Annotated in this window: 18 protein-coding genes; 14 read left to right on the top strand and 4 right to left on the bottom strand. The window is 67.1% G+C overall.

Features of this window, described 5'->3' with window-relative positions; translation table 11 throughout:
- Positions 1–263: 263 nt before the first annotated feature.
- Positions 264–665, top strand: a complete 402-nt coding sequence (locus tag VMV28_00600) for a hypothetical protein (protein HUZ79114.1) — start codon at positions 264–266, stop codon at positions 663–665.
- Between the two features lie 76 nt (positions 666–741).
- Complete coding sequence (locus VMV28_00605) at positions 742–1572, top strand: hypothetical protein (GenBank protein ID HUZ79115.1); 831 nt, start codon at positions 742–744, stop codon at positions 1570–1572.
- Here the strand turns inward: VMV28_00605 and VMV28_00610 are convergent.
- Positions 1511–3622 carry a thioredoxin domain-containing protein gene (locus VMV28_00610; protein ID HUZ79116.1) on the bottom strand — a complete coding sequence of 704 codons (2112 nt, stop codon included), beginning with the start codon at positions 3620–3622 and terminating at the stop codon, positions 1511–1513. The genes VMV28_00605 and VMV28_00610 overlap by 62 nt on opposite strands.
- A gap of 137 nt (positions 3623–3759) precedes the next feature.
- On the opposite strand from VMV28_00610, the gene psmA reads away from it, so the two are divergent.
- From psmA to VMV28_00665, 11 genes are all read left to right on the top strand, one after another.
- Positions 3760–4515 (top strand): archaeal proteasome endopeptidase complex subunit alpha, encoded by a 756-nt coding sequence (psmA, locus tag VMV28_00615; GenBank protein ID HUZ79117.1) that lies wholly within the window; start codon positions 3760–3762, stop codon positions 4513–4515.
- Positions 4516–4551: 36 nt separating this feature from the next.
- On the top strand, positions 4552–5247 hold the full coding sequence (locus VMV28_00620) for a ribosome assembly factor SBDS (GenBank protein ID HUZ79118.1): 696 nt from the start codon (positions 4552–4554) through the stop codon (positions 5245–5247).
- Positions 5248–5284: 37 nt separating this feature from the next.
- Positions 5285–6100 (top strand): exosome complex RNA-binding protein Rrp4, encoded by an 816-nt coding sequence (gene rrp4, locus VMV28_00625; protein ID HUZ79119.1) that lies wholly within the window; start codon positions 5285–5287, stop codon positions 6098–6100.
- Positions 6101–6126: 26 nt separating this feature from the next.
- Positions 6127–6879, top strand: coding sequence for an exosome complex exonuclease Rrp41 (rrp41, locus tag VMV28_00630; protein ID HUZ79120.1), 753 nt, complete (start codon positions 6127–6129; stop codon positions 6877–6879).
- A complete protein-coding gene (rrp42, locus tag VMV28_00635) occupies positions 6876–7667 on the top strand; it encodes an exosome complex protein Rrp42 (protein ID HUZ79121.1) in 792 nt (263 codons plus the stop codon). Before rrp41 ends, rrp42 begins: the two co-directional genes overlap by 4 nt.
- Entirely contained in the window at positions 7664–7933 is a 270-nt protein-coding gene (locus VMV28_00640; GenBank protein ID HUZ79122.1) for a 50S ribosomal protein L37ae, read from the top strand. The genes rrp42 and VMV28_00640 overlap by 4 nt, the downstream gene beginning before the upstream one ends.
- A gap of 30 nt (positions 7934–7963) precedes the next feature.
- Positions 7964–8098, top strand: a complete 135-nt coding sequence (locus VMV28_00645; GenBank protein ID HUZ79123.1) for a DNA-directed RNA polymerase subunit P — start codon at positions 7964–7966, stop codon at positions 8096–8098.
- A gap of 94 nt (positions 8099–8192) precedes the next feature.
- Positions 8193–11408 carry a hypothetical protein gene (locus tag VMV28_00650; protein HUZ79124.1) on the top strand — a complete coding sequence of 1072 codons (3216 nt, stop codon included), beginning with the start codon at positions 8193–8195 and terminating at the stop codon, positions 11406–11408.
- 62 nt (positions 11409–11470) lie between these two features.
- On the top strand, positions 11471–12832 hold the full coding sequence (locus VMV28_00655) for an MBL fold metallo-hydrolase (GenBank protein ID HUZ79125.1): 1362 nt from the start codon (positions 11471–11473) through the stop codon (positions 12830–12832).
- Between the two features lie 25 nt (positions 12833–12857).
- Complete coding sequence (gene radB / locus VMV28_00660) at positions 12858–13532, top strand: DNA repair and recombination protein RadB (GenBank protein ID HUZ79126.1); 675 nt, start codon at positions 12858–12860, stop codon at positions 13530–13532.
- Between the two features lie 42 nt (positions 13533–13574).
- Positions 13575–14177 (top strand): methylated-DNA--[protein]-cysteine S-methyltransferase, encoded by a 603-nt coding sequence (locus tag VMV28_00665; GenBank protein ID HUZ79127.1) that lies wholly within the window; start codon positions 13575–13577, stop codon positions 14175–14177.
- A 187-nt stretch (positions 14178–14364) separates the two neighbouring features.
- Here the strand turns inward: VMV28_00665 and VMV28_00670 are convergent, their stop codons facing one another.
- Genes VMV28_00670 through VMV28_00680 form a run of 3 tightly spaced genes read right to left on the bottom strand, consistent with a single transcriptional unit; the run spans position 14365 to position 17692 of the window.
- Positions 14365–16566 (bottom strand): elongation factor EF-2, encoded by a 2202-nt coding sequence (locus VMV28_00670; protein ID HUZ79128.1) that lies wholly within the window; start codon positions 16564–16566, stop codon positions 14365–14367.
- A gap of 20 nt (positions 16567–16586) precedes the next feature.
- Positions 16587–17264, bottom strand: a complete 678-nt coding sequence (locus tag VMV28_00675; protein HUZ79129.1) for a 30S ribosomal protein S7 — start codon at positions 17262–17264, stop codon at positions 16587–16589.
- A complete protein-coding gene (locus tag VMV28_00680; GenBank protein HUZ79130.1) occupies positions 17261–17692 on the bottom strand; it encodes a 30S ribosomal protein S12 in 432 nt (143 codons plus the stop codon). The genes VMV28_00675 and VMV28_00680 overlap by 4 nt, the downstream gene beginning before the upstream one ends.
- 121 nt (positions 17693–17813) lie before the next feature.
- Here VMV28_00680 and VMV28_00685 point away from each other — a divergent pair, with 121 nt between their 5' ends.
- Positions 17814–18380, top strand: coding sequence for a uracil-DNA glycosylase (locus tag VMV28_00685; protein ID HUZ79131.1), 567 nt, complete (start codon positions 17814–17816; stop codon positions 18378–18380).
- Positions 18381–18414: the final 34 nt, after the last annotated feature.

Here is an 18414-nt window from a genome sequence, read left to right on the forward strand (position 1 = left end):
GGGCGAGGGAGCTCGGGGTGGGGGAGGAGGTAGAGGGAGGTGCTGGCGGTAACGCAGGGCCTGGGCGCGGGCTCGGGCCCACTGGAGCTGGTCGGGAGTCGGGGCGAGGAGGGGGGTCGGAACTAATTTCCGTACTCCAGATACGTGCTTCTGCCGGCGGGTCCTCCGACGTCGAGCCGCGTTTCCGCTGAAACGGTCGTCTTTTACCCCGGGCCCCCGCTCCATCGAGTCGACCGCGGGGGCCGTAGGACGGTGTCGGGGCGATGAACGGTATACTGATCCTCTGGATCGGGGTGGTCGCCTTCGCCGCGATCCTCGTCTTCGGGACGGTGGTTCCCAGCCTCTTCCTGCGGCGGCGCCGGGGACGGGCCTCCGGGCCCTGGATCGCTCTTGCAATCTTTGCCGCCGGCGTCGTGCTCGTCGCCATCCTCGCGGTCGTTCTCGCCGATCAGCTCTCGGTCGTGCTCGCTTCGTACTGGGTCTGGTCGTTCCCGTTGTTCTTCATCCTCATCACGGTGTTCGTGAGCTGGTTCTTCCGCAACGCCGGATACCGCACCGACACGAAAACGCTCGGAATCCTGCTGGTCCTCGCGTTCGGTTCCGGCGTTTTCGCCTATCTCGTTCAGCCGGTGCCTTGGAACCTCGGCCACGTCGGGATCCCGTAACCCCGGCTCGCCTCCGCGCGATCGGGCGGTCCAGCGCGCCACGTTTCATGCCCCTATGCCGTTGCGAATCCTTGCCATGGTCGATCTCCGCCCGGTCCCGGACGCTCCGGCGCTGCGGCTCGCGAGCGCACGTCGCTCCGCACCGGTCGACCTGATCGTCTCGGACGTCCACCTCGGGCTGGGAGCGACGCGCGACCGGCCGTCCGGTCCCCCCGAGGCGTCCTCGGCCCATATCGCCGACCTCGTGATCGGCTGGGCGAGAACCGCCGGGGCGGATCGGATCGTCATCGCCGGCGACGCCAAGCATCCGATCGTCGGCACGCCGCCTCCCTTGCGTCCGGTGGTGTTCGCATTCTTCGGCCGTCTGCTCCAGGAGGACCTGGACGTCGAGCTCGTCCCGGGGAACCACGACGTCGGACTGACCCGCTACCTCCCGCGGGAGGTCGTCGTCCACGGTGCGGTCGGCATCGCTCGGGAAGGCGTGGGGATCTTCCATGGACACCGCTGGCCCTCGCCTGAGGTGCTCCAGTGCGAGCGGCTCGTCGCGGGCCATCTGCATCCCGGAGTCCGCTTCGCACCCACACGTCGCGATCCCCTCGCGAAGCGTCGATGCTGGGTGCGGGTGGAGTTCAGCGCTGCCCACCCGCTCCCGGCGCGACGTCGTCGGGATCCGCCGATAGGTGCTCGCGAGCTGATCGTGCTGCCAGCCCTGAACCCGATCGCAGGAACGGAGGCGCTCAACCGGGACCGCCCCACGCGCGGCCGGACCTTCCTCGTGAAGCGGTTCCTCGCACGCGGAACCGTGCGCGCCTACCTGCTCGATGGGACGGATGTCGGGCTGCTGCCTATCCCACGCTCGATCGACCGGCCTTCCCGATCGTCTCGCGCAGCGCGGCGCCGTCGGTGATCGGCGCAAGGCACGAAGTTCCGACGCATACGAGGGCCCGGACCGCGCTCGTACCGGACCGAGTCAGCCCTGGAGGAGAGAAGGGCGGAGGAGGAGTTCCGCGGAACACCCATCGGTTCGGGTGCCACGTGCGACGTGCGATCCTCTCGAGTTCGTGGGCTTCGGGGCCGGATCCCTCCACCACGATGGTGACGGCCGGAGTGTCGAGGAGGCCCGCCGCCCATGCCGCTCCGGCGCCGAAGATCCCCGCGCCCCCGATGCGGGAGGAGATCGGGAGGAGCAGAGCGGCCGCCTTCTCGCGCCAGCGGTCGTCGTGGACGAGCGCGGAGTAGCGCAGGAACGTGAGCGCGGCTGCGGAGTTCGCGGCGAGATGCGGGCTGTCCTCGAGGGGGTACGAGGGCTCTTGGAGGGAGCCGATGGTCGGCCCATCGTAGAGCGCGGGGACCAGATCGCGCAAGAGCCCGTCCTCGCCCCGGAACTCTCGGTCGACGAGCGATAGGATCTCGTCGGCGTGCCGGGCGTACTTCGGTTCGGCGGTCACTCCCGCGAGTTCGGTCAGCGCGCGGGCGATCTGGACCTGGTCGTCCAACAGGCCGAACCCGCTCGAGCCGGTCGGTTCGAGCCGGTGGGCCACTCCCCGGTCGGGTCGGTACGCCCCCTCGAGGATCCGATCGACCGTGGCGCGCGCATCGCTCACGATCTCGGCGTCCCCTAGGAACTCCCCCGCCCGAGCGAAGGCGAACGCCATCGCCCCGTTCAGATCGGCATGCCGCGCGTGGTCGACGATGGGTTGCGGCCGCCGGGCCCGGGCCGCCCGGAGCTTTTCGATGGACCGATCGAGCGACGCTCGGGCGCTCGTCTCGCTCACGCCGAGACTCGAGGCGACCTCGGCGATCGGCATGAGCCGGAAGAGCACGTTGCGCTGCGGGTCCTCGGGCATCCGCCCGTCGCTGCCCGCTCCGAAGAACCGGCTCGCCACCTTGAACTCGGGCTCCTCCAGCGCACCGCGCATCTCCGCTCGCGTCCACGTGTAGAAGCTCCCGTCGTCGCCGGGTGCGTTGTCGGCGTCCTGGCTCGCGCCGAAGCCGCCCTCGGGATCGAGCAGAGTTGCCCGCACCCAGTTGACGATCCCGCCGATCACCTGCTCGAAGCGCGGATCGGCGAAGCGCTGCGCGCCTTCCACGTACGCCGCGAGGAGCGCGGCGTTGTCGGAGGCCATCTTCTCGAAGTGGGGGATGTGCCAGGCCTCATCGACCGAATAGCGATGGAACCCTCCGCCGATCTGATCGTAGATACCGCCGTCCGCCATCCGCAGGAGGTTCTCCCGGGCCCGCTCGCCCGAGACGGGGGTCCGGCGAGAGTACTCCTCCCAAAGGAGTAGCGAGACGGCGGTCGGATGCGGGAACTTCGGCGCGAATCCAAACCCACCGTTCACGGGATCGTATCCCTGGTGGACCTGGGCGAGGATCCCCGAGACGAACTCCTCGAGGGATCGGCCGGCGGCTGGACGGGCCGAGCGCATCCGCTCGAGCGCGTCGCGGATGCTCTGCGCGTGCCGATGGAGCTGATCGGGTTCCTCCGTCCACAGGCGGGCGATCTCCGCGAGCAGCCGCCGGAAGCCCGGACGACCATGTCCGTCGGTCGGAGGGTAGTACGTTCCGCCGAGGAAGACGTCCCCGTCGGGGGTCAGGAACCCGGTGAGAGGCCAGCCCCCTTGGCCCGTGAGCGCGCCGACCTGGCGCTGGTAGCGCCGATCGATCTCGGGATAATCGTCCCGATCGACCTTGATGGCAACGAAGTGCGCGCCGAGCAGGCGAGCGACCTCGGCGTCCGAGTACGTTCCTTCGTCCATGACATGGCACCAGTGGCACCACGAAGCCCCGATGTCAAGCAGGATGGGGCGGCCCGTCCGTCGAGCGACGTCGAACGCCTCGTTGCCCCAGGGATGCCAGTCGATCGGTTGGTCGGACGCGGCGCGAAGGTAGGCCGAGGAGGAGCCCTCGAGCCGCCATCCACGCGGGCGACCGGGCTCCGGAGGACCTTCCGCCATCGACACGTACCGGGCCCGAAGGGACTTACAGTTGTCGCCGCGGTCTGCGGTACCGGCGCTACCGGCTGGTCTGAGTGCAACCGCCCTCGTTCCGCTTATAAGGGGCGCCCGAGTGTCCCGCGCCGGAGTAGCCTTCGATGGAGATGCAACCGGGCCAGATGGCCTACGACCGCGCCATTACCGTCTTTTCTCCGGACGGACGCTTGTTCCAAGTCGAGTACGCCCGCGAGGCGGTTCGCCGGGGAGCCACCACCGCCGGTGTGGTCTATGCGAACGGGGTCGTTCTGATCGCCGATCGGCGGATCCCGAATCCAAAGCTGGCCGAACCGGCGAGCCTCGAAAAGATCCACCAGATCGATGAGAACATCGCTTGCGCCACGGCCGGCCTGGTCGCGGACGCCCGCGTTCTGGTCGATCACGCGCGACTCTCGGCCCAAGTTCACCGGATCACTTACGCCGAGTCGATCCCGGTCGAGGTGCTGGTCCGCAAGATCTGCGACAACAAGCAACAGTACACCCAGTACGGAGGGGTCCGCCCGTTCGGGACCGCGCTCCTCGTCGGCGGCTACGACGATTCGGGCATTCATCTCTTCGAGACCGAACCTTCCGGCTCCCTAACGAGCTTCCATGCCACGAGCACGGGCGGCAACAAGGGCCCGGTCATGGAGCTCTTCGAGGCGAAGTACAAGCCCGGTCTCGATCGCGACGCGGCGATCCTCCTCGCCCTCGAAGGGCTGCGGACCGCTCTCGATGAAGGGGCGAGCCTGGCCCAGGTCGAGATCTGCACCGTTCAGCCCGGCGAGGGAATGCGCCGGCTCTCCGCCGAGGAAGTACAGAAGTACTCTAGCCGACTTCCCCCGGCCCCGAATCCCCCCAAGAGCGGCCGACCGTAGGCCACACCGCACCGAGAGGGGGGCGGGATCCGAACGATGGTCAAGGTCGACGACGCGGTGATCGCCCGATGGGAGCACGCGGGCTCGCGCTTCGAGGTCCTCGTCGATCCGACGGCGGTCCAGGACATCAAGGACGGCAAGGACATCGATCTTGCCGACAAGCTCGCCCTCGACCAGGTCTTCAAGGACGCGAAGAAGGGCGACAAGATCTCCGAGGAGCACCTCGAGAAGATCTTCCACACTCGCAACATCGCGGTGATCGCCAAGGAGATCGTCCAGAAGGGCGAGGTCCAGGTCACCACCGAGCAGCGCCACCAGCTCCAGGAGGTGAAGCGCCGGCAGATCGTCGCCACGATCGCCCGCAACGCGATGAACCCTCAGACGGGCGCGCCCCATCCGCCCGCGCGGATCGAGGCGGCGATGACGGAGGCCAAGGTTCACATCGATCCGTTCCGCCCCGTCGACGCCCAGGTCCAGGAGGTCCTCACCAAGCTCCGTCCCCTCCTCCCGATTCGCTTCGACGTCGTGCGGGTCCGCATCAAGGTCCCGGCGCAGCACTACCCGCGCGTCATCGGGGAGATCAAGGGAATGGGAAAGCTCTCGGACGAGCAGTGGGGCAGCGATGGATCCTGGAGCGGGATCCTCGAGATCCCCGCCGGCGTGCAGACCGATCTCTACGAGAAGCTCAATGCGCGCACGAAGGGGACCGCCGAGACCGCTTTGGTTAAATAGAGCACCATCGTCCAACGCGCCCGGTGCAGCATAAACAATGGACAGTGGACATCTGCCGGGCCACCGTACTCGTGGCCGCGAGGGTCGTTCCTCGCATCCCTCTGGGGATCGGACACTAGTACTTCCCGGGGAAGAGATCCCTTCCGATGGCCTTCGACCGGGCTCCGGTACCTACCGGGTCCACGGCAAGGTCTACGCGAGCGTGCTCGGTCTCGTGGCCGAGCGGCCGCCGTTCATCCAAGTACTCCCGCTCTCGGGACGCTACATCCCCAAGGCCGGGGACGTGGTGCTCGGGACCGTGACAGACGTTCAAGGTACATTCTGGCTGCTGGACATCGGCGCTCCCCGGTGGGCCCCTCTCCACATGACCGGGACCCCATGGAAGATCGAGATTGGTGAGACCGACCGCTACCTGCGGGTCGGCGACGCGGTCGCGGTGCGGGTCGAGAACCTCGAAGCGACCGGGCGCATCGGAGTGACGATGGTGGGCGATGGCCTCGGACGGCTCGAAGGCGGGACCATCATCACCGTCTCCCCCGCTCGCATCCCCCGTGTGATCGGCCGTGGAGGGTCGATGATCCAGTCCATCCAGAGCCTGACGGGCGCCAAGATGACCGTCGGCCAGAATGGCCGCGTGTGGGTCGATGGGACTCCGGAGGCCATCGGCCGCGTGCGCCAGGCACTGCGCATCATCGATCTGGACGGGCACCGCCCGGGGCTGACCGAACGGATCCAGGATCTGCTCGGATCGCGCTCGCCGGACGTTACTGTCCCGCGCCTGCCCGCTCCCCCGGCGGAACGGGAGATGGCGATCCCCGACGACGACGTGCCGGAACCCCCCGACGAGCCGTGAACTGATATTCCAAGGAGAAAACTACTATGGGAAACGTAGGTGCGAAAGAAGTCCCCGTCCTGTTGAGCCCCGAGGGGATCCGCGTCGATGGTCGCCGGCTGGACGAGCTGCGGCCGCTGAGAGTCGTGGCCGGGCCGCTCCATCGGGCCGACGGCTCCGCGTTCGTGGAGTGGGGAGCGAACAAGGTGATGGCCGCGGTCTATGGGCCCCGAGAGGTCCACCCGCGCCATCTCCAACAGAACAACAAGGCGATCGTCCAGTGCAAGTACAACATGGCGGCGTTCAGCGTCGACGAGCGCAAGCGCCCCGGCCTCGACCGCCGCTCGCAGGAGATCAGCAAGGTGATCGCCGAGGCGTTCGAGTCCGTGATCTTCGCGGAGGAGTACCCGAGGACGAGCATCGACGTCTACATCGAGGTGCTCCAGGCGAACGCCGGGACGCGCTGCGCCGGTCTCGTCGCGGCGTCCGTCGCGCTCGCGGACGCAGGGATCCCGATGGCGGACCTCGTGCCGGCCGTCGCGGTCGGCAAGGTCGCGGGCGAGATCGTGCTCGATCTGAACAAAGCCGAAGACAACTTCGGAGAGGCCGATCTTCCGATGGCGCTCGTGCCGCAATCCGGCCGCCTCGTCCTCCTCCAGATGGAGGGCCACATGACGCGCGAGGAGCTCTCCCGCGCCCTCGACATGGGCGTGAAGGGCTGCCATGTCATCTACGACAAGATGAAGGCGGCGCTGCGGGACCGCTATAGCGGGACCCGCCCGACGGAGGTCGCTGCATGAGCGAAGAGATCACCGCCGACATCCTGACGACGCACATCCTCGACCTCGCCGCGAGTGGCAAGCGCATGGATGGGCGGAGCGCCGATCAGTACCGCCCGGTCTCGGTCGAGATCGGCTTCGTGACGACCGCCGATGGTTCGGCGCTCGCGCGGATCGGAGACACCGCGGTCCTCTCGGGCATCAAGCTCGAGCCGGGCAAGCCGTTCCCGGACACCCCGAACGCGGGCGTCCTCACGACCAACGCCGAACTGATCCCGCTCTCCAGCCCAACGTTCGAGCCGGGGCCGCCGCAGCCCTGGGCGATCGAAGTCTCCCGGGTGGTCGACCGGGCGATCCGCGCCGCGGAGGCCATCGACCTGACCAAGCTGTGCGTGACGCCGGGGGAGAAGACGTGGGTCTGCTACGTCGATATCCACGTGCTCGATCACTCCGGGAACCTGATCGATGCGGCGATGCTCGCCGGGATCTCCGCGCTGCACCACGCGATCTTGCCGAGCAAGCGCTTCGGCATCGGGGAAGCGGACACCCCGCTCGACGTGCAGCACACCCCGATCGAATGCACCTTCGTGCGCCTCGGTGACGCGATCGTGGTCGATCCGAGCTTCGAGGAGGAACGCGCGGCGCAGGGCCGCCTTACAGTCGCGACCGATGAGACGGGACGCGTCGTGGCCATGCAAAAGGGTCTTGTGGGCGCCTTTTCTCCAGACGACATCCGCGCCACCGTCGAGCGGGCGTTCCACCACGGGGATCGCCTGCGCACCGTCGCCCGGAAGGGAGGCACCCTATGAGCAAGCGCACGAAGAAGGTCGGAAACACCGGCTGGATGGGGGCTCGCTACGGGATCCGCATCCGGCGTCGGGTCCTCGAACTCGACCGCAGCCGGGGCCACCGTGCGGCCTGTCCCCGATGCTCGACGGTAACGCTCTCACGGATCTCGAGCGGGGTCTTCGAATGCGGGCGCTGCGGCACCCGGTTTGCCTCGGGTGCCTACTTGTTCGCCCCACCGGGGCCCGTCAGCCGAGCCGAACGCGAACCCGTGGCGGGCAAGCCTTAAGGCCGCCGGGTTTCGTGGTAGGAGCGAGCCATGTTCCGGTGCATCCGGTGCGGGGAGGCCCTCCCCTCCGACGCGAACCTCTTCGGGGTTCGTTGCGACAACTGCGGCGGCAAGATCTTCACCAAGGAACACCCCAACGTCAAGAAAGTGCTGAAGGCACGCTGAGCCCGCCACCGCTTCCCGGCTCCCGCAGGGGGGTAATATACAGGTGGCCGGCCTAGTCGCGCGATCCGCGCGCTCGAAAGCGGGCGGGCGCTCGATGATGTGGCGAACCGACCGGCGACCCCGCGCTCCATTCGCAGTCGCCGCGGTTAGCGCGACGGCGATCCTGATCGTGCTCGGAGGCCTTCCGGTCGTGGGGGCGCCGGCTCCCGCCGCTCCCTGCGCGATGTGTTCTCCGCCTCCGGTGCATGCGCCCTCGGTGCCCGGCTCGATCAACGTCTACTCGATCACGCCGGGGGTCCAAACCCTAGACCCCGCCGTCGCGTCCGATCCGACCTCCGTGGAAGCGATCCTGAACATCTACCAGACGCTGATCACGTACGACGGCAACGCGACCTCTTCGTTCGTGCCCGAGCTCGCGGCGTGCGTGCCGGGGACCGCCCAGTGCCAGCAGCTCTTTGGGACTTCCCTCATCGTGAACGGATCGATGGGCTCGCCGCAGTCCTATACGTTCCCCATCGATCCCGCGGCCCGGTTCTACGACTCCAAGACCGGGGTGGGCTGGCCCGTCTACCCGTCCGACGTGCTCTTCTCCTTCGCGCGGCTTGAAGCCTTCGCGAACCTCCCGACCCCCGGGAGCACGCCGGGCTGGATCATCTCCCAGGCGCTTCTCCCGGTGGGAAACCCGAGCTGGGACGATGGGATCCACTATCCGTACAACAACACCCCCCAGAACGTCCTGTCGTCGATCCTCGTGAACGACTCGACCTATTGCCCGGCGTCCGCGCTCGCCGCGAGCGGATGCGTGACGTTCGTTGCGAACGGTAGCGGCACCTCCTGGCCGGCGTTGCTGAGCATGCTGGCGAGCCCGACCGGCACGAGCATCGAACCGTGCGGCTGGTTCTCGTTCGTCGGCGCGGGTGTCGATGGGTTCAATGGGACCACCGCCTCCTACGGGGATGGGCCGTGTCTCCTCCCGGGTGCCGCGACCGGCTCGAACGCGACCGGTTTCCAGGACTACCTCCGCACCGTTCCCTCCACCGCCTGGGACCGACTCGAACTCCTCGCGGATGTCCACCCGCTGACCCCCCAGCCGTCGGTAGAGTGGATCGCCGTGGGATCGGGTCCGTACTCGCTCGAGAGCATCGATCCGCGCACGGGCTACGTCCTCGGAGCGAGCCCGGTGTACCGATCCCCTACGGGCTGCGCCGGCACCATAGGATGCGAGCCTCTCCCGGGAACGTACTTTCCTACCGTGAACATGTTCTACGAATCAAACGATACCCTCGGCGTGAAGGAGTACCTCTCCGGTCGGGCCGCGGTCGCCACGATCGATCCTGCGGATGCCGCGGCGTTCGATGCGCTCTACACGGCCGGCAAGATCGGCGAGATGAGCGTCCCGACCCTTCGGACCAACTTCCAGACGTACAATCTGAATTTCGACGTGGTGAACGAACGCCAGATCGATCCGACCGGCTGGCTCAACGTCCCGGCGGATTTCCTCAGCTTCAACGGGCTGCGCGAGTTCCTCAGTCTGACCTATCCGTACACCTCCCTCGCGCCCACCCTTCGGACGAGCTACGGGGCGCTGTACGGGCTCGACTACGGTGGCGCGATCCCCCGGTACCTCGGTAACGAGTACCCTGCGAACGTCACGTGGCCGTCCGCCGATCCGGTGGCCAGCGCGAACGTTCCGGGGAGCGCTGCGTGGTACTGGGCGCAGACCACGCTGTCGACCTCGGGACTCTACGATCCCGAATTGAGCCAATGCTCCTCGGCCCACCCGTGCCGCTTCCCGATCATGTACTCGACCTCGCCCAGCGGGGCCGACTCGGGACCCCTTACCATCGGTCAGCTCACCGCTTGGAGCCAATCGATCGCCGACCTCAGCAATGGAGCCCTCCAGCCGTACGTGCTCGGGCCGGAGTGCGGAGCGTACAAGGTGGGTCCATCTCCCTGTACGTTCGCCCCGGGCCAGTCCCCGTACACGACCATCGGGGCCGGATCCACCGCCGCGTTCGCGGATCCAAACGCCGTGGTCGGCCGGCTCTATACGTCCAACGAGTCGTGGCCCTACTCCGACTCCTTGGCCCCGCAGCTCGCCCGCCCTCAGTTCGACAGCCCCACGTGCGGCTACGACGGCGGCTCGTGGGCGGATCTGATCCACTGGGCCGGCTCGTCGTTCATCGCCACGGAGTGCCAGGGCGTGGCGTACCGATCAATGGCGACATGGATCTCGACCGGGAGCCTGCTCGCCCCCGGCACGTACCGGACGCTGGTCTACAACGAGATCGAGCATGTCGCGAACCTGCTCGCGCTCTATGTGTACACCTACCAGGGATCCGATCCGCAGACCTACGCGTCGTGGGTCAATGCCGCGAGCCTTAACATGAACCCCGTGCTCGGCGGCGAAGGCATCGAGCCGTGGTACTCGCTCCGGGCGGTGGGTCCGGCCCCACCGACGGAGTACCCCGTCGCCTTTCACGAAGTCGGACTGCCCGCGAACGTGAACTGGTCGGTATCGGTGAACGGCTCGACGATCCGATCCGCGACCCTCTCCATCGTATTCGATGTTCCGAACGGTACCTACGACTTCTCGATCCAGGGCGTCGGAGGGTACACCGTGACGCCGGCGGCCGGAACGGTGGAGATGAATGGGACCTCCCGGACGATCTTCGTCTCCTACGTCCTGACGCCGGGCACCTACCTCGTCCAGTTCGAAGAGTCCGGCCTACCGACCGGGACCATCTGGTCGGTGACCCTGAACGGATCTCCCGAGGTCCGTACCTCATCCACGTCGATCTCCTTCAGTCTGACGAACGGTCGCTACACCTACGCCTTCGGGAGCGTGCGCGGGTTCACCGTAGCGGGGGCCACAGGTTCGTTCTGGGTGATCGACCTCGAGGAGAACATCTCGGTCCGGTATCTGGGGATCGTCGTGACGTACACGTTGCATGTGGAGGAGACCGGTCTGCCCGCCGGGACCCCGTGGAGCGTATCGGTCGGGCCGGCCACGCGCAACCTCTCCACCCCATCCACCGACTGGATGATGCCGAACGGGACGTACTCCTTCGCAGTGAATTCGAGCGGGTTCGACGCGACGCCAACGTACGGATCGATCGCGATCGACGGGAAGAACACGACCCTGAACGTCACCTTCGTCGCCTACCGATCGACCAACCCCTCGAGCTCGGGATCGGGCAGCGTTCCGTCCTGGGCCTGGGCCGCCCTGGCCTCGGCGGTCACCGTGGCCGCGGTCGGCGGCGCGTGGCTCCTGGTGCGACCGCGGCGGCCGCGGGGACTGGGGCCATGACCGTCCCCGATCGGCTCGAGCGCTAACCGCTAAGCGTCCACGGAGATTCCCCGGAACCGATCATGGCCCGCTCCACCGTCTCCTTCCTCGGCGGCGTTCGAGAGATCGGAGGGAACAAGATCGTCATCGAGGATAGCGGCGAACGCATCCTCTTTGATTTCGGCCCGTCCTTCTCGCCCGCGTTCGAGCAGTTCTATGTGGATTTCCTGCAGCCCCGGACCGCGAGCCCCGCCAAGGACCTGCTCGAGTTCGATCTCCTCCCACGCGTCGAGGGGCTCTACTCCGAGGCCGCGCTCTCGGGGGCGGACCTCGCGTACCGCGCACCGGAGTTCCAGGGGATCTTCCTGACCCACGCGCACGCCGACCACGCCGGGTACCTGCAGTACATCGACCCCGAGATCCCCGTCTACGTCGGGAAGGGAACGCGCGCGCTGCTCGAAGCGATCTCGCAGTCGACGGGACAGAAGTACGGGGAACACGACTGGCGGATCTTCGAGGACCGCACGCCCGTGCACGTCGGGGGGATCGAGGTCGTACCCCACCCGGTAGATCATTCGATCCCGTTCGCCTACGGCTACATCGTCCGGACCTCCGAGGGGTCGATCGCCTATACGGGCGACTTCCGCCACCATGGACCTCGCGCGGCCGACACGCACGCGTTCTTCGAGGCGGTCGAGGCCGAGAAGGTGGACGCGATCGCCATCGAAGGAACACGGGCGGGCAACGACCCGCGCATGAACTTCTCGGAGGACGGGGTGCGTCGCGAGGTCGACCGGGTCCTCGGATCCACGCACGATATCGCGCTCGCCTGCACGTACCCACGGGACGTGGACCGTCTCCTGACGCTCCACGCCGCCGCCCGGGCCGCCGGTCGCGAGCTCCTCGTCTCCTCTCGAACCGCCTTTCTGTTGAACTCGATGGCGCCGCTCTTTCCCGCGGGAGCGGTTCCGATCCCCGGGAAGAGCCCGGGCCTATCCGTCTACGCGCGCAAGAAGCGGATGACGTACCTGTGGGAGCGCCCGTTCCTCGATGCCGCGCTCCCCGCGGAAGAGGTCCGGCGGACCGGGGACCGCTACCTGCTGGCCCTCGACTTCTACCACTTCCCGGAGTTGATCGACCTGAGACCCCCCTCGAACAGTCCGTTCATCCACTCGATGAGCGAGCCGTTCAGCGAGGACGACGTCTCCGACGAGGTCCTGCACCGATGGCTCGATCATTTCGGCCTGACGTTCGTCCAGGCGCACGCGAGCGGGCACGCGAGCGGCCCGGAACTGATGTCGCTGCTCGATCAGGTCCGGGCCGGGACCGTCTTCCCCATCCACACGGAGAACCCCGAGGCGTTCCGGACCCACTCCGGCCGAGTGGTCCTGCCAGAGCTTCGTCAGTCCTATCCCATCGGTGGATCGGCCGGCGTGAGCCGTTAAGCTCACGTCCTGTGTAGTGGCTCCCGTGCCGGCCGATCGTTGCCCGACCGGAGCGGAGGCGATCGATCGCCTCCTCGGCGGAGGTCTCGAGACCGATTCGGTCACCGAGATCTACGGGGAAGGCGGCACGGGGAAGACGATCTTTTGCCTCGCCGTGGCCTGCCGCGTCGCTCGCACGGGTCGATGGGTGTTCTACATCGACACCGAGGGGGTCAGCGCGGACCGCCTGACCGCGACCGCCGGAGAGGACTGGGAGGCCGTGCTCTCTCGCCTCCTGCTCTCCTCCCCGAAAAGCCTGGAGGAACAGGGACGAGCGGTCGCGACCGCCTGCACACTCGCGCGGGAGGCGAAGCGACCGGTCGGACTCATCGTGCTGGACTCCGCGACGCACTACTACCGCCTCGCCCGCCCGGACGCGGTCGAGGACGAGGCGCGCCAGGCGCTCTCCCTCCAGATCGCGGACCTCGTCGCCACCGCGCTCGGGGTCGGCGTCCCCGTGCTCTTCACCAACCAGGTGTACCGGAGCATGCGGGAGGGAACGATCGAGCCGCTCGGCGGCTCGTTCCTCAACCACGCCGCGAAGACGATCCTTCGGTTCGATCGCGGGTCGGGGGATCGGCGTCGAGTGGTCCTCCTCAAGCACCGATCGCTGCCCGAGGGTTCGGCGGAGTTCCGCATCACCCCGTCGGGCGTTGCATGACCTCCCGGCAATGGAGATAAGCGCCCGAGACCTCCATCGGGCATGGTCGAACCGCTCGAGGTCGCGGACGTCGCGACGCAGATCGGGATCTTCCGCGTCGTCTACCAGGGACGATCGGTCCGGGTCGTCGACCTCCTCGAGAAGGGACTGCCCCAGACGGGCGTGCCCGTGGGAGCGGTGCGCCGCAAGCCCCCGTTCCCCGCCGGCAGTCCTCCGAAGCAGCTTCAGGAGTACTTCCGAGGCACCCGGGACGATTTCGACCTCGATGTCGACCCCGAGACGACCTCGGAGTTCGATCGAAAGGTCTGGGCCCGGCTGCGCGAAGTGCCGGCGGGACGGACCGTGACCTACGGCGAGCTCGCCCGCCGGGCGGGTACCACGGGTTCGGCGCGGGCCGTGGGCGGGTCGATGGCCCGCAACCCGATCCCGATCGTCATCCCATGTCACCGCGTGGTCGGGAGCGAGGGCGCGATCACGGGCTTCGGCCTCGGTCTGTGGCGCAAGCGCTGGTTGCTCGAGCGCGAGCACTCCTGGCCGCTACGCTCCCGTTCCGCCGATGGACCGCGGCCCCGCCAACGGACCCTCGACTCCCCGACCGAAGGCGCGTCCAAGAACTGGGCCCGGCACCGGTCGACCAACCACTGATAGCGGACATCGCCTCGCCGATTACCAACTACGATTCGTAGTATCTTGCGAACAGTATACCTACTACAGTTCGTAGTTGGTAATCCCCCCCCCAACGCCAACCTACTACGACATGTAGTAGCAACCTCTCCACCGATGGAGGGGTCACGGCGCGTCTGCGGTTCGAGGCACAGGCGGGGAAGAGGGCCTATCCAGAGTAGTACGCCGCGTCGTACGGCTCGGGCTTGAGCCCACGACGCTGGCGGATCTCCGAGACGACCTTGGGCTGGAGCTCGCGCGGGACCGGCTCGAAACCCATCGACTCCGTCGCCCAGAGCACCTTCCCGGCCGCGGCGCTGCGGATGTCGGACGCGAATCCGAACATTTCGGCCACCGGGACCTTCGCGACGACCGTCTGTAGATCGCCGACGTTCGTCATGTCCATGATCTCGCCGCGACGGCTCTGGAGTTGGCGCGTCGAGCCCGCGAGGACCTCCTGCGGGACGTTGATCGTGACCTTCTGGATCGGTTCGAGGAGCATCCGGTCGCCGAGCACCATCGCTCCGTAGATACCGGAGCGGGAGGCGGGGATCGTCTGGGCGGGGCCGCGGTGGATCGAATCCTCGTGGAGCTTCGCGTCGACGAGGCGGACCTTGAGGCCGTACACGCGCTCGTTCGCGAGGGGGCCGCGCGCCATCGCCTCCTTGAACGCATCGACGATGAGGTCCATCGTCTCGTTGAGGTTCTGGATCCCCTTCGTCACGTCGAACAGCATGTTCGTGCCGTCGACCGCGACGAGCCCTCGCCCTTCGTCCCGCGAGATGCCGAGCTGTTCCATCCGGGTCACGAGGGCCTTCATGTCCTTGAACGACTTTCCCTGAGGGATATCGCCGTCCTTGAGCGCCTGGATAAGCGCGTCCGGGAGCCTCTCGACCTCGAAGAAGAACCGGTTGTGCTTGTTCGGGGACTTGCCCTCGAAGGGACCCCCCGGCTGGCGCACCGTCTCTCGGTACACCACGATCGGCTTCGATGCGACGATCTCGACCTTGTAGTCGTTGATGATCCGGTACTGGGTGATCTCCAGGTGGAGTTCGCCCATCCCCGACATGAGGTGCTCGCCCGTCTCCTGATTGATCTCGACCTTGAGCGAGGCGTCCTCCTTGCCGACCTTGCGCATCACCTCGATCAGCTTCGGCAGGTCGCCCATGTGCTTCGGCTCGATGGCGACGGTGACGACGGGTTCGGAAACGTGCCGGATCTCCTCGAACGGGATGATCGTGGGATCGGTGGACATCGTGGTCCCCGCGAACGCGTCGCTGAGGCCGATGACCGCGGCGATGTTGCCGGCAGTCGCCTCCTCCACCATGAGCCGCTCGGGTCCCATGTAGAGCGAGACGTGCTGCACGCGGTTCTTGATCTTGGTGCCGGCGACCGTGAGCTCCATGCCTTTCGTGAGGCGCCCGGAGAACAGACGGCCGGTGGCGATCTCCCCGGCGTTCGGGTCCATGGTGATGTCCGTGACCATGAACGTCGTCGGTCCATCGGCCGCCGTCGCCGCCATGGCCAGGCCGACCGGGCTCGTCGGGTCTCCGCGCCAGATGTTCGGGATTCGGTACTTCTGAGCGATCGCGGGGCTCGGGAGGTGACGAACGACCATGTCGAAGATCACGTCGTTGATCTTAGCCTTCTGCGCGATCTCCTTCTGGCGACCGGTGCTGACGTACTCGATGATGTCGGGGAACTTGACCCCGGTGCGTTGCATGTACGGGACGCTGATCGCCCAGTTCTCGTAGCCCGAGCCGAAGGCGACGGAGCCGTCCCGAGGATCGACGCTCCATTCGTCGATGAATTCCTCCGGGGCCATTCGGCGGATCAGCTCGTTGACCTCGCTGATGATCGCTCCGAAGCGGCTTTGCAGCGATTCCGGAGTGAGCTTGAGCTCCTTGATGGCACGGTCGACCTTGTTGATGAACAGGACCGGCTTGACCTTCTCGCGCAGCGCCTGACGCAGCACGGTCTCGGTCTGGGCCATGACCCCTTCGACCGCGCAGACGACCACGATCGCGCCGTCGACCGCGCGCATCGCGCGCGTCACGTCTCCCCCGAAGTCCACGTGGCCCGGGGTGTCGATGAGGTTGATCAGATAGTTCTGCTTCTCGTACTCGTGGACGATCGTGACATCCGCGTTGTTGATCGTGAGCAGGCGGGCCTGCTCCTGCTCGTCGAAGTTGAGGTAGAGTTGCTTTCCCGCGAGTTCGTTGGAGATCATCCCGGCGGCCGCGAGCAGGTTGTCGCTGAGCGTCGTCTTGCCGTGGTGGATGTGGGCGACGATGCCGATGTTGCGGATCTGGTTGATGTTCCGCATCATGCCGGGGATGGCGGCCGCCAACTCGCTTCGAACGTGCGTCATCGCTGTTCCTTCCTGTCTGCCTAGCGGGCCGACTGCGCCACGCGCTCGACTTCTTCCTTACGGGCGACGGCGAAGCTCGCCTGGTCGCCCTTCGCGGAGAGGATGATCTCGTTGGCGAGACACGTTTCGATCGATTTGGTGCTCTTGCGGGACGCCTGAATGGCTCCCTGGGTGATGTTGCGGATCGCCACGTTGAGTCGGCGTGCGGGCGAGGCATCGACCGCGCGCGGGACGGAGATGCCTCCGAACTGAAGTCGCGTGACCTCTTCCTTCGGAGCGGCGTTCTCGATGGCGTCGACGAGCTGCTGGAGGGGGTTCTTCTTCTCCCGCTCGGCGACCTGGTCGAATGCCCGGCGCACGGTGCGCAGGGCCTTCGATTTCTTGCCCGTGAACTTCCCGCCCTTCATGAGGCGGTTGGCGAGCCGTTCGACGAGGTGCATGTGGCTCTTCATGAACGGTTTGCCGCAGAGCTTACCCTCGGTGTGCGGGGCGTAGATCGGGTGGAGGTAGAGGTACGGCATCAGGCCCGGATCGTGGACGACGATCCCCTCGAACGAGTACTTCCCGAACAGCGGAGGGATCGGGAACGGAGGGGGTGGCGGGGGGACCGGGCGGACGATGATGGGCCCGGGGCCCTCTTCGTCGACCGGCACGGCGAGCGCGGCGGATGCGCTGGGGGGATCGCGTGGCCCCTTCATCGTTGCGGCTTCTCCTTGCGCCCGCGCACGAGTTCGTCGAGCGATACGCCGTTCACTTGGATGACCTTGTAACGGACGCCCGGGATATCCCCGTAGGACCGGCCCATGCGGCCCCCGATCCCTTCGACGAGGACCTCGTCGTGCTCATCGATGAAGCTGATCGCGCCGTCGCCGACCGCGAAGGCCGTGATCTGTCGGCCGTTCTTGACGAGCTGGACCTTGATGCACTTGCGGATGGCGGAGTTCGGTTGTTTCGCTTCGACCCCGACCTTCTCGATGACGATCCCGCGGCCCTGGGGCGCCCCTTCCAGCGGGTCCGAGCGCTCCTTCAGATGCAGCGTTCGGCGCTTGTAATACCGATCGGACCAGCGTCGCCGCTGGCGGAGGCGCGCGAGTTTTCCAGCGGTATTCAACCCCGACGGCGGCATATAGGCTTGAGAGGGTCGGTGCCACCAGGCACTGCTATTTAAGTATGCCTCGGCGCCCGCTACCGGCACCTCGAGAATCGTGAAACCTCGGCGATAATTCAGGGTGTCGGTACGGTCGGCCATGGCAGGAGCGGTCGGGTCGGAGTGGAGGGCGCTCTCCCGGGAGATCCGCGGATGCGTGCGCTGCCCGCTCCACCTGGGGCGCACCCACGCGGTCGTCTATCGGGGCGGAGAGCACCCGTGGGTCGTCTTCATCGGGGAGGCGCCGGGAAGGGCCGAGGATCTCGCGGGCGAGCCCTTCGTGGGCCGCGCCGGCGCGAAGCTCGATGAGGGGATCAGGCGCCTCGGTCTCGGTCCGACCGAATTCGGGATCGTCAACGTCCTCAAGTGCCGCCCCCCCGCGAATCGGTTCGTGGTCGAGGCCGCTCGCATCTGTCGGCCGTACCTGGAGCGCCAGCTCGCCCTTCTTCGACCGCGGGCCGTCGTCACGTTGGGTCGATGGGCGCTGAGGTCGATGGACCCGGGAGCGGCCCCGATCATGACCGCGGCGGGGATCCCGCGCTCGGTCGGGGCATGGGACGTCTATCCCCTCCTCCACCCCGCGGCGATCCGATCCCACGCCACCGCCCAACGCTGGGAACGAGATCTCGGGACGCTCGCCGAGTGGCTGAACGAGAAGCGGCGCTGACCGGACCGCTCCGAACGGTTTTCCCCCCAGGCGG

The organism is Thermoplasmata archaeon, assembly GCA_035532555.1.
Classification (GTDB): Archaea; Thermoplasmatota; Thermoplasmata; order Lutacidiplasmatales; family UBA184; genus Lutacidiplasma.